This window comes from Mucilaginibacter sp. (assembly GCF_036383575.1).
Lineage (GTDB): Bacteria > Bacteroidota > Bacteroidia > Sphingobacteriales > Sphingobacteriaceae > Mucilaginibacter.
Genome location: NZ_DASVOB010000164.1, coordinates 1 through 11,426 on the forward strand (window position 1 = coordinate 1; position 11,426 = coordinate 11,426).

Annotated in this window: 10 protein-coding genes; 5 read left to right on the top strand and 5 right to left on the bottom strand. The window is 42.1% G+C overall.

Going from position 1 to position 11,426, the window contains the following annotated elements:
* Positions 1–1,437 (top strand): molecular chaperone DnaK (dnaK, locus tag VF500_RS05975; RefSeq protein ID WP_330858789.1); only part of this gene is annotated, 1,437 nt, incomplete at its 5' end.
* A gap of 343 nt (positions 1,438–1,780) precedes the next feature.
* Here the strand turns inward: dnaK and tnpA are convergent.
* Together tnpA and VF500_RS05985 are read right to left on the bottom strand one after the other, a co-directional pair.
* Positions 1,781–2,242: an IS200/IS605 family transposase gene (gene tnpA / locus VF500_RS05980; protein ID WP_330858790.1), complete on the bottom strand. Its 462-nt coding sequence runs from the start codon at positions 2,240–2,242 to the stop codon at positions 1,781–1,783.
* Positions 2,243–2,305: 63 nt separating this feature from the next.
* The gene (locus VF500_RS05985) at positions 2,306–4,570 is read right to left on the bottom strand and encodes a glycoside hydrolase family 31 protein (RefSeq protein WP_330858791.1); all 2,265 of its coding nucleotides are present in this window, start codon (positions 4,568–4,570) and stop codon (positions 2,306–2,308) included.
* Between the two features lie 495 nt (positions 4,571–5,065).
* On the opposite strand from VF500_RS05985, the gene VF500_RS05990 reads away from it, so the two are divergent.
* Together VF500_RS05990 and VF500_RS05995 are read left to right on the top strand one after the other, a co-directional pair.
* A complete protein-coding gene (locus tag VF500_RS05990; RefSeq protein WP_330858792.1) occupies positions 5,066–5,461 on the top strand; it encodes a hypothetical protein in 396 nt (131 codons plus the stop codon).
* Between the two features lie 684 nt (positions 5,462–6,145).
* Positions 6,146–6,541: a hypothetical protein gene (locus VF500_RS05995; protein ID WP_330858793.1), complete on the top strand. Its 396-nt coding sequence runs from the start codon at positions 6,146–6,148 to the stop codon at positions 6,539–6,541.
* Positions 6,542–6,618: 77 nt separating this feature from the next.
* Here the strand turns inward: VF500_RS05995 and VF500_RS06000 are convergent, their stop codons facing one another.
* Both VF500_RS06000 and VF500_RS06005 read right to left on the bottom strand, forming a co-directional pair.
* A complete protein-coding gene (locus tag VF500_RS06000; RefSeq protein WP_330858794.1) occupies positions 6,619–7,521 on the bottom strand; it encodes a nucleotidyltransferase family protein in 903 nt (300 codons plus the stop codon).
* Positions 7,522–7,614: 93 nt separating this feature from the next.
* Positions 7,615–8,730 (bottom strand): M42 family metallopeptidase, encoded by a 1,116-nt coding sequence (locus tag VF500_RS06005; protein WP_330858795.1) that lies wholly within the window; start codon positions 8,728–8,730, stop codon positions 7,615–7,617.
* A gap of 312 nt (positions 8,731–9,042) precedes the next feature.
* Here VF500_RS06005 and VF500_RS06010 point away from each other — a divergent pair, with 312 nt between their 5' ends.
* Together VF500_RS06010 and VF500_RS06015 are read left to right on the top strand one after the other, a co-directional pair.
* Entirely contained in the window at positions 9,043–9,939 is an 897-nt protein-coding gene (locus VF500_RS06010; protein WP_330858796.1) for a DUF6340 family protein, read from the top strand.
* A gap of 36 nt (positions 9,940–9,975) precedes the next feature.
* A complete protein-coding gene (locus VF500_RS06015) occupies positions 9,976–10,881 on the top strand; it encodes a DUF6340 family protein (protein ID WP_330858797.1) in 906 nt (301 codons plus the stop codon).
* On the opposite strand, the gene VF500_RS06020 is transcribed toward VF500_RS06015, so the two are convergent.
* A complete protein-coding gene (locus VF500_RS06020; protein ID WP_330858798.1) occupies positions 10,856–11,290 on the bottom strand; it encodes a GNAT family N-acetyltransferase in 435 nt (144 codons plus the stop codon). The genes VF500_RS06015 and VF500_RS06020 overlap by 26 nt on opposite strands.
* Between the last annotated feature and the right edge of the window lie 136 nt (positions 11,291–11,426).

Sequence of the window (11,426 nt, forward strand, 5' to 3'; positions counted from 1 at the left end):
GAGGCCGGTGAAATTGCAGGCTTAAAAGTACGCCGTATCATTAACGAGCCTACTGCTGCTGCTTTGGCTTACGGTTTTGATAAAGCACACAAGGATATGAAAATTGCTGTGTTTGACTGCGGTGGTGGTACGCATGACGTATCTATCCTGGAGTTGGGCGACGGCGTTTTCGAAGTAAAATCAACTGACGGTGATACTCACTTAGGTGGTGACGACTTTGACCAGGTAATTATTGACTGGTTGGCAGAAGAATTTAAAAGCGACGAAGGCATTGACCTGCGTAAAGACCCAATGGCTTTACAACGTTTAAAAGAATCGGCCGAGAAAGCTAAAATTGAGTTATCAAGCTCAGCTCAAACTGAAATTAACCTGCCATACATCACTGCTGTTGATGGCATGCCTAAGCACTTAGTTAAAACTTTAAGCCGTGCTAAATTTGAGCAATTGGCTGATAGCTTGATCAAACGTACTATCGACCCTTGTAAATCAGCATTGAAAAATGCAGGTTTAAGCACTTCTGATATCGATGAAGTAATTTTGGTAGGTGGTTCAACCCGTATCCCTGCTATCCAGGAAGCTGTTGAGAAATTCTTTGGTAAAGCTCCTTCAAAAGGTGTTAACCCTGACGAAGTTGTTGCTATCGGTGCTGCTATTCAGGGTGGTGTATTAACCGGCGAGGTTAAGGATGTATTGTTACTTGACGTTACTCCACTTTCATTAGGTATCGAAACTATGGGTGGTGTAATGACTAAATTGATCGAGTCAAACACTACTATCCCCACTAAAAAATCTGAAACTTTCTCAACCGCCAGCGACAGTCAGCCATCAGTTGAGATCCACATATTACAAGGTGAGCGCCCAATGGCTGCGGGTAACCGTACTATAGGCCGTTTCCACCTGGATGGTATTCCACCAGCACCTCGCGGTGTGCCACAAATTGAAGTTACTTTCGATATTGATGCTAATGGTATCCTGCACGTATCTGCAAAAGATAAAGCTACAGGTAAAGAGCAAAAGATCCGTATCGAAGCTTCTTCTGGTTTAACTGATGCCGAGATCAAAAAGATGAAGGACGAAGCTGAAGCTAATGCTGATGCTGACAAAAAGGCAAAAGAAGAAGTTGAAAAACTGAACGCTGCCGATGCCCTGATCTTCTCGACAGAAAAACAATTGAAAGAATACGGCGATAAGATCCCTGCTGATAAAAAAGCACCTATCGAAGCTGGTTTAGCTAAATTAAAAGAAGCTTATTCAGCTAAAAACTTTGACGCAATCGAAGCTGCACAAACCGAGCTTAACACTGCCTGGACTGCTGCATCTGAAGATATGTACAAAGCTTCTGCCGAAGGCGCTCAAGGTGCACCAGCTGGCGATGCCGGAGCTCCGCAAGACAACTCTGACACCGTTACAGATGTTGATTTTGAAGAAGTGAAATAATTAATTTATTTTCAATAATATAAAGCCCGGTTTGGTTAATTCCAGACCGGGCTTTTTTGTAGGATGGAGGAGACGAGTTTGGTCTGCATACGGAAGTAGGAGGCACCTATGGAGCCATTGTTATATCTTCCAAATGGAGCTATAAACATGGTACTCCTACGGAGTTTTAAAAAGTACGCAAACTGTAAACCCAAAAGCGGACAAGACCAGCTGTAAACTTTTTTAGGACGAGACAAAATGCAAACTCCGGAGGAGTACCATGTTTATAGTCAAAATAGCAGGTTGTTTTGGCTCCGTAGGTGCCTCCTGCTGCGTAACGCAAATCATGCGCTCGGCTCAATCGCTACCCAACGAAATCAAACAAATATTTTTCTTCAAACTGGATTTCAAACTTTTTCAATAACTCTAAATATTCCTGTTTGAATGTCCGTTTCTGATGATGGGTTTCCTGGTTTTGAATATACTTTATCACAGAGTCGATATGTGATTGTGAATACGAGAAAACGCCATATCCTTCCTGCCATTTAAATTTTCCCTTGACCCAATCTTTGCTATTGATAAACTCATTACTTTCAACTTTAATTTCTTTTGCAAAATCCGAAATCAAAAGACTTGGCTTGAAACCAACAAAAATGTGGATATGATCAGGCATGCAATTAATAGCCAGTAATTTTATTCCCCGATTTTGAATTAACGAAGTAATATACTTATGTAATTCTTCTTTGTTATTTTTTGATATAAGATTGGATCTGTCTTTAACCGCGAAAACAAATTGAAGATAAATCTGCGAAAAGGTATTGGCCATTATTTGATGATACTTAACCGAATGTAATTAGTATCACAAGAATTTCAAAATGACGAATGACAATTATAACCTCATCTCGATATCCCCGCTTTCATTCCTCATTACCTCATCTTTCAGCTTAACTCTTCCAAAGCCATGCAAGACAAATTTCAATTGCATAAACCGCGATTTAAACTCCCCCTCAACCGCTGACAAACTGATGCTTTTGTTCACCGGATCAAAACGAATACTCCGTTTATAATAAACACCCTGCTCATAATCATATGACACGCCATCATCTTCATAATAAACAAAATTATTAGCCTCGCTTCCATTCCAAATGTGGACCTGCAATACCCCATCGCCTTTTTCATTGGTACTTTGCAAAACACTTTGCATCGGGATAATACTGCCTGCTTTTACAAACACCGGCAGATCTGTTAATGGCGCCGGCACGTTAACAATCTGCTCACCCTCATAAAATTCATTGCTGCTTAACCGGTACCATGAACCTTTGGGTAGGTAAATATCTTCGGTAAGTTTTGTGCTCTCTACCGGAACAACCAGCATGGCATCGCCAAACATAAATTCATTCTGAAAACGCTCATCAAAAACGTTTTCGTCAACGCTGTGCTCAATAGCCAATGTGCGACTTACCGGTAAACCGGTTTGGGTTGAGTGATAAACGCTGCTGTACAGGTAGGGCAGCAGTTTATACCGTTGTTCAATGTCTTTTTTAATGATCTGTTCGTTATCCTTGCCCCATTCCCAGGGCTCGCGCATTTTGCTGCCCTGTATGGCGTGATTACGAAACATCGGGGTATAAGTACCCAGTGAGTTCCAGCGTACCATCAGCTCGGGAGTAGGGTCGCCACTGAACCCGCCGATATCGACACCAACGAAGCTCATGCCTGTAATGCCTAAACTGTTTACCAACCGCTGACCTAACAGCATATGGGCATCGGTGCCGGTGTTATCGCCTGTCCACACGGCAGAGTATCGCTGTGTGCCCGAATATGCGGCGCGTGTTAGTACAAAAGGTCGTTTATTGCCCAGGATCTTTCTTGTACCCTCATAAGTGGCGCGGGCCATTTGCATACCGTAGGCATTACGTACCTCGGGCATAAACTTAGCGCCAAATTTTACTATCCAGGGAATGTTTTGACCCCAGGCAGCAGGCTCATTCATATCGTTCCAGAAACCTTCAACACCGGGATCTGTTAGTGCCTTGAAAGCTGCTCCCCACCATTCGCGAACATCGTCCCTGAAAAAATCGGGAAAGTGGCAGCGGCCGGGCCATACATAGCCGGTGTAATTTTCACCATCGGGGTATTTGGCAAAATAATCACGCTCAATGCCCTCATCATATTCTTTGTATCCTTTTTCAACCTTTATACCCGGATCGACAATGGTAACCAGCCTGAAGTCCATCGCTTTCAGTTTGTCCAGCATTTGTTTGGGTTTGGGGAAGGTTTTTTTGTTCCAGGTGAAGATCTTGAAATCGTCCATATAGTCGATATCGCAATACATTACATCGGCAGGGATCTGTTTTTTGCGAAAGGTTTGGGCGATGTTCAGCACCTCATCGGCACTCATATAGCTCCAGCGGCATTGCTGGTAGCCGAGGCTCCAGAGTGGCGGCATTTCCATCCGGCCGGTAAGCCAGGTATAATCCTCAATAATTTTAGCAACGCCCTGCGCTCCGAAGAAATAGTAATTCAGATCGCCGCCATCAGCACCGAACCAGCTTGTTTCCTCATCTGTGGATGCGCCGAAGTCAAAATAGCTTTTATGGGTATTGTCGAGGAATAAGCCATAGGTTAGCCCGCTATGCAGGCCTATGAAAAAAGGAAAGGTTTTGTACAGCGGATCAGATTCCGGCGTGTGGTTAGGTGCATCGGTATTCCAGTTTACGTAAGCTGCTCCGCGCCTGTCAAGGTTGCCGGTTTTTTCACCAAGACCCGTGAACCTTTCGCCCTCAAACAATCGGCGGTAGCAGGTAACACGCTCACCCTGCCAGTTTGTGCCAAAGCGCGCGTCATCCTCACTCAGTGAAATGCCTCCGGCCGTAAAAAAATTAAACCGCAATGGCGATTTCTGAATGCTGAGCTTTAAGACCGAAGTAGTAATGTCAATATTGGCAGATGATTCGTCAAAGTCAAAATCAGCTGTTGGTTGCCTGATCACTGCAAATGAAGTATCATCGGGATTAAAGTTTTTACTGATGTTCACCCTGATAATACTGGGACTGTATATGTAAACCTTTGCTTCGGCTTCGGCGGTTTTGATTGTTAAAACACCATCCTGTTGTTTAAAGCCCTGTACGTTACCTGCTATTTGTAAATTCATGCCTGTAGTGCCCCCGGATAGATAGGGTACTTAAAGGCAACGTTGTTTGGTTGGCTTGGTTTTGTTAAATGTAGATTTGGTGTTGATTGAAGCTTAATGCTGCAAAATGCTATATCCACCCCGTCATTGCGAGGTACGAAGCAATCCATCTATTTACAGATACGCTCTGTATAGTTTGGGATTGCTTCGTACCTCGCAATGACGAGTGGAAGATAAGCTGTAACATAACTTTGAAAACGTTGCACTGCTATTTCCATTTCATCCTCAAAAACGACCAACCCCGTTTCCCGCCCGATCAACGCCCCGGAATTTTCGACCAACTTGTAAAAAATTGATAATTAGTGCGTTTTAAGCGTTTGCCGAGTGCTTTTTGGCATTGGTCTATATTTATAAAGCGCTGGTATAACACTTTTTAGCAGTTAAAATTAATGTTGTTCATTTGATCATTGAAAATAACAAACACAAAATATTAACAATACTCAAAAGCTCAAAATCATGAAAACTTCCATAAAATTATCAGCATTATTTTTCTTATTAAGCGCCGGCGTTTTTGCAACTACAGCCGCTAAAGCAGCCGATGTAACTGATGTAACCCCTAAAGCTAAAGAAGTGGTATCCTTCCGTGCACTTGATCATGACCGCGGTGTTAAATTAACTATCGCAAAATCAGATAAAGGCCGTGCGTTTGTGCGCGTTTACAGTAAACAAAATGAACTTTTGTTGAAAGACGTTGTATCAACCAAAACAGATGTTGAAAGAGGCTATGTTTTAACCAACCTTGAAGATGGTGACTACATTATGGAAATTAAAACCGATAACCAGGTGGTTAAGAAAACCCTGCACGTTTACGAAGAAAACGACCAAAAGACATTCTTCATTTACCAGGACTAATTTTTAATTAAGCATATATAAAAAAAGCTCCCGTTCGGTTACCGACGGGAGCTTTGCTTTTTAATAGGATCAGGTACTTAGTCCCAAAGTTTTTCAGGATAAACGAAGTTAACTCCGTTGGGCTCTGCTGGAGAGATGACAAAAGAGAACCTGTCAGTCTGAGCAGGGAGAACAATGGAGGGCTTGAGAGCAGGAAAGCGTATAGCAAGTTTTGTAGAAGCATTGGGAAAGTGGGTGCGGAGCGGGCAGGATCAGTTGAAAAAAATCGCTGTCCGAAGTCTCTGACTTCGGATGACTATGCCTGTAGTCTCTGACTACAGGAAATAAAATGTAGAGCAGGCAACCTATAGTTGTAAACTACAGGCATACCAATTCGAAGTCGGAGACTTCGAACAGCATTATTTTGTTAAATGTGCATTTTGAAAACGTTGCATGGATTTTTCTTTTCCCTCCTCAAAAACGACCAATCCCGTTTCCCACCCGATCAACTCCCCTGAATTTTCGACCAACTTGTAAAATATTGATAATTAGTACGTTTTAAGCGTTCGCCGAGTGCTTTTTGGCATTGGTCTATATTTATAAAGCGCTGGTATAACACTTTTTAGCAGTTAAAATTAATGTTGTTCATTTGATCATTGAAAATAACAAACACAAAATATTTAACATACTCAAAAGCTCAAAATCATGAAAACTTCCATAAAATTATCAGCATTATTTTTCTTATTAAGCGCAGGCGTTTTTGCAACTACAGCCGCTAAAGCAGCCGATGTAACTGATGTAACCCCTAAAGCTAAAGAAGTGGTATCCTTCCGCGCACTTGATCATGACCGCGGTGTTAAATTAACTATCGCAAAATCAGACAAAGGCCGCGCGTTTGTACGCGTTTACAGTAAACAAAATGAACTTTTACTGAAAGATGTGGTATCAACCAAAACAGATGTTGAAAGAGGCTATGTTTTAACCAATTTGGAAGATGGCGACTACATTATGGAAGTTAAAACCGATAACCAGGTGGTTAAGAAAACCCTGCACGTTTACGAAGAAAACGACCAAAAAACATTCTTCATTTACCAGGACTAATTTTTAATTAAACATATATAAAAAAAGCTCCCGTTCGGTTACCGACGGGAGCTTTGCTTTTTAATGGGATCAGGTATTTAGTCCCAAAGTTTTTCAGGGTATACGCCGTTAGCTACCAGTTCAGATATGCTTTTTTGAACGATAGGCTTATCTTCTTTATAAGTAACACCAAACCATTTTGAACCGGTTGGGATCACTTTAAATGCAGCAGTACCATCTTTGATCAGTTTATCTGCAGCCAGTGGGATAAAAAATTCAGCTTTAGGGTTGTTTTCGTTAGCCTCAACAAAGTCTACAAACATTTGCTCGCTCTGTTTAAAGATGGCCGGTGTAAAGCCCCAGAAGTTCATTGACACACGGGTATCGTTAGGAAGTGCATATTCGCCGGTAGCATCTTTATAAGCTACGCTGCCATCTTCTTTAAAGTAAACTTCGGTACGTTCGTTAATTTCAACCATGTTACCGTTATCATCAACCTTGCATACGCCGCGCGATACAGAGCCGTAATCTGATAAAGTACGGTCAATCTGGTAACCTACTAACGAGTACAGGTCGTCTTTAACTTCGGTAGTTAAAAATTTAGCCATTTTTTCAAATGCATCATAACCATAGTAATCATCAGCATTGATCACGCAAAAAGGCTCGTTAACCTGGTTGCGTGCAGCAAGCACTGCATGAGCTGTTCCCCATGGTTTAGCGCGCTCTACTTCTTTATCAATACCGAATTGCTTAAGGTCAAAGCTCTGAAAAACATAATCTGTTTCAACACGACCAGCCAGTTTAGGCTCAAAAATAGCCTTAAAGCTATCAACAAACTCTTCGCGGATGATAAATGTAACTTTACCAAAACCGGCTTTTATAGCGTCATAGATCGAATAATCAATAATTGTTTCACCGTTGGGGCCAAAGCCATCAACTTGTTTCATGCTACCATAGCGGCTGGCCATTCCTGCGGCCAGTATCAATAAGGTTGGTTTCATAGATAGAATTTGGGGATTTTAATATTGGGATTGCGTTTGATTTTATGAGGAAATGAATTTTTGCCTTAATTGTTTTGTAGGGCGCAAATTTTATTATTTAATGTATCTGAAATCCTGACCAGCTTGTATGTTTAAAAGCGACTCATATATCAAACGGATCACGTTGTCAACATCCTCTTTATGGATCATCTCCACTGTGGTATGCATATAACGTAAAGGTAACGAGATCAATGCCGATGGTACGCCATCATTGGAGTAAGCAAAAGCATCTGTATCGGTACCGGTTGAGCGTGACGAAGCCTGGCGCTGGAACGGGATCCCTGCCTTTTGGGCACTTTCAATAAGCAACTTATTCAGGTTATTTTGAACTGCAGGAGCGTATGATACAACCGGACCTTTACCAGAAGCCAGATCGCCCTGGGTAATTTTGTTGATCATTGGCGTTTGCGTATCATGCGTTACGTCGGTAACGATAGCCACATTAGGTTTTATTTTATGGGCTATCATTTCGGCACCGCGTAAACCTATCTCTTCCTGCACTGCATTAACTATATACAGGCCGAAAGGTAGTTTTACATTATTCTCTTTAAGCAAACGGGCAACCTCGGCAATCATGAAGCCACCGGCACGGTTATCAAGTGCGCGGCCAACATAATAACGGTCGTTAAGGATCATAAATTCATCCTCGTAGGTAATAACACATCCTACGTGGATGCCCAGCTTTTCAACTTCTTCTTTTGAAGTGCAGCCGCAATCTAAAAAGATATTTTTTAGGGTAGGGGCCTCTTCCTTATCGCCGCCCAGGCGGGTGTGGATAGCCGGCCAGCCAAAAACAGCCTTAACAACGCCATTATCGGTATGGATATTAACACGTTTTGATGGCGCTATCTGGTGATCTGAACCGCCGTTACGGATAACATATATTAAACCATCATTGGTAATGTAGTTCACAAACCATGAAATTTCATCGGCATGGGCTTCAATAACCACCTTATAATCGGCTTTAGGGTTGATGATACCAACCGCAGTGCCATAATTATCAACGTAATGGGTGTCGATATAAGGTTTCAGGTATTCGAGCCAAAGCTCCTGGCCTTTCCATTCAAAACCGGTAGGCGAGGGATTGTTGATGTATTTTTCAAAAAACGCGAGTGAAGTTTCGTTTACAACGGATGTATGCTGCGGGGCGTCAGATTTCTTTTTAGCCATATTTACATTAAACCTAATTAAATAATGCTGTAAATTTCAACAGCTTAGTTGGTAGCTAAAATAAGAATTTCATATTAATTAAAGTGTTTTTTTATTAAAATGTTCAATAAGAGCTATTAATGAATTGGATTTTAACAATCTGATATTATATTCTTAAAGCGAGTTAACAAAATTTGCCGTATCGTTAAACGTTGTTGCAAATATTTAGTCACAATAAGGGCCCTTGTTTGTTTTGATACAAAAATGACCGGGTATTTCATAATGCTTTCATGCTTATGTTATACCTTTCCGCGATATTTAATTTTTAATAAGGTGAAATTACTCAGGCTTACTTGTATCTTATTTGCAGCATGTTTTTTAGCGGCGTGCAGCGTACCTCAATATGTAAACGTACCGGTTGATTATGCACCGAAGCAGAGTTTTAACCGGGCAAAAACAACTATAGTAGTTATTAACCACTACATGCCCGATTCAACCCGTAACCGGGGCAAACGCGTATTGACCACATTTAAAGCCGCCGCCTACACCGCCATAAACAATGCGGCCATCCAGTTGCATGCGTTGCCGGGCGTAAAAGTTGTTCAGCTGGTCGACTCGGTTAACTTTACCGCCAATACCGATTCGGTTAAGTTCCTGGCAAAAAAATATAAAGCTGCTTATGTGCTGGCATTCGAGGATTTTAAAGGCGAAACTAAATGGAAGCAGGATTATTATAACGGTGTGCCTTCGGTTTACCGGGTATCAGTGGTTAATACCAGTTTTACTCTTTTTGAAGCAAACGGTATCTACTTCAGGAAGCTAAATGGCGAGGCCGAGATAAACGATAATAACTCATATGGCAGCGCATCCAGTTTGCTTGCCCACGGTGGCCCTTTGTTTGATGCTATCCGAAACTCGGCATTGGACGCACTTAAGGATTACCTGCCATATACAGAATATCACGACCGTCCTTTATACGCCAACGGCGATCAGCTGAGCAGCTCGGTTGAACTGATCAAAGCAGGCAAATTTGATAAGGCTTTCCAGGTATTGAACCCGCTTATTGATGGGCCCGACCTGAAACTTGCCAGCAGGGCTGCTTACAACCTTGCTGTAGTTTACGAAGCCCAGGGCGATATTGACGCGGCACTTGATGTTGCCAAAATATCCAACCAAAAACAACCGAATGACTTTGCCAAAGCTATTATTGTTGATTTGATGAAAGAATAAAACCCAAAAACCTAAACCAACCTTATTACAAATACCTTGAAAACTTTATTGACTATCTGTGCACTGGCTGCCCTAAGCCTGGTGGCTTGCCATGTTGATTATATAATTACAGTACCGGTTAACTATGCCCCTAAACTTGAATTGGGGCGCAACGAAACTAAAGTTGTATTGGTAAACAGGTTTACTGTCGATTCGTTGGATATTAAAAATAAACGCAAGCGCGGTGTGCTTAAAGGCGGCGTTTACAGTGCTATTGCTATGGCCGCGAAACAATTGGATATGCTGCCGCGCATCAGAACAACGATCCTTGCCGATTCTGTAAATTTATCTGCGGATACCACGCCGGTAAAAAAGCTTGCCGAAAAGTACAACGCCAATTATATTTTAACGCTTGATTCGCTGAGTGCCGATATTCCGATGACGCTTGAGGATAGCACGGAAGTATACAATACAGTAGTGAATGTTAAATTTACCCTGTATGAAAGCAATGGCAATTATTTTAAAGTATTAAGAGGGAAGGCAAACGACTTTCATTCAGAAAGCCACTATTATGGCCTGTTTGCAGCCTTACTGATACACCCTACTATAAAGGGCAATGGACCAGCCATCAGCCAGTCGGCAGGTAATGCGGCTATTGATGCAATAAAGGATTACCTGCCATCTACCTTAACTAATCAACGGCAGGTTTATACCGATAACGATAGTCTGAAGATAGCTGCAAACCACATTTTTGCAAAACGGTATAACGAAGCGTTTAAAATATTGAACCCGCTTATTGATGGGCCCGATCTGAAGCTGGCCAGCCATGCAGCCTATGATCTTGCCGTATTGTATGAAGCACAGGGCGATATAGAGGAGGCGCTTAAGGCAGCAAAATTATCAAACCAAAAACGCCAGAACAATTACGCTACGGCCATTATTCCTGCCCTGGAGAAGGAATGAGTTGTTTTTCGAGGATCTCGTAATCGAAGCCATTTTTTGTAAAAAGCCGGCCGGTATGCGTAAAGCCATGTTTTAAATAGAAACCGATAGCAGATACCCGGGCATTACACCACAATAATGTACCTCCATTGGTAAGGGCAAAATCGGTTATATGCTCCAGCATCGCTTTACCTATCCCCATTTTCTGAACTGAGTCATCAACCGCGAATTTCCTGAACTGCCAATCGTTGCCTTTATTAAAAAGGGATACTACCGCTACGATATAGTTATCTTTAAATGCTGCAAAGTGATAACCCTGGTTATCCTCTTCCATCTCCATTTCATGAAGCTTGCTTTCGGGGTATAATATACGTTGCCTTAACCGCCAGGTAAGCTCGGGACGGATTTGTTCGATGGAGATATTTGTCATTTTGGATGTCGGATGTTCGATTTCGGAATTAGAATTTGAAGCGCAAAGGTAAACAAATCTGATTTTCTATTGGAGAAGGCACAAGTAATCCCGGCACCGACCAGGAATGGAATGCCATTATCACCAACGGGGCTAA

Excerpts from the sequence above, each read along its gene's own strand:
- VF500_RS05990 (WP_330858792.1), top strand. The coding sequence starts at position 5,066 with ATGAAAACTTCCATAAAATTATCAGCATTATTTTTCTTATTAAGCGCC.
- VF500_RS05995 (WP_330858793.1), top strand. The coding sequence starts at position 6,146 with ATGAAAACTTCCATAAAATTATCAGCATTATTTTTCTTATTAAGCGCA.
- tnpA (WP_330858790.1), bottom strand. The coding sequence starts at position 2,242 with ATGGCCAATACCTTTTCGCAGATTTATCTTCAATTTGTTTTCGCGGTT.
- VF500_RS05985 (WP_330858791.1), bottom strand. The coding sequence starts at position 4,570 with ATGAATTTACAAATAGCAGGTAACGTACAGGGCTTTAAACAACAGGAT.
- VF500_RS06005 (WP_330858795.1), bottom strand. The coding sequence starts at position 8,730 with ATGGCTAAAAAGAAATCTGACGCCCCGCAGCATACATCCGTTGTAAAC.
- VF500_RS06020 (WP_330858798.1), bottom strand. The coding sequence starts at position 11,290 with ATGACAAATATCTCCATCGAACAAATCCGTCCCGAGCTTACCTGGCGG.
- VF500_RS06000 (WP_330858794.1), bottom strand. The coding sequence starts at position 7,521 with ATGAAACCAACCTTATTGATACTGGCCGCAGGAATGGCCAGCCGCTAT.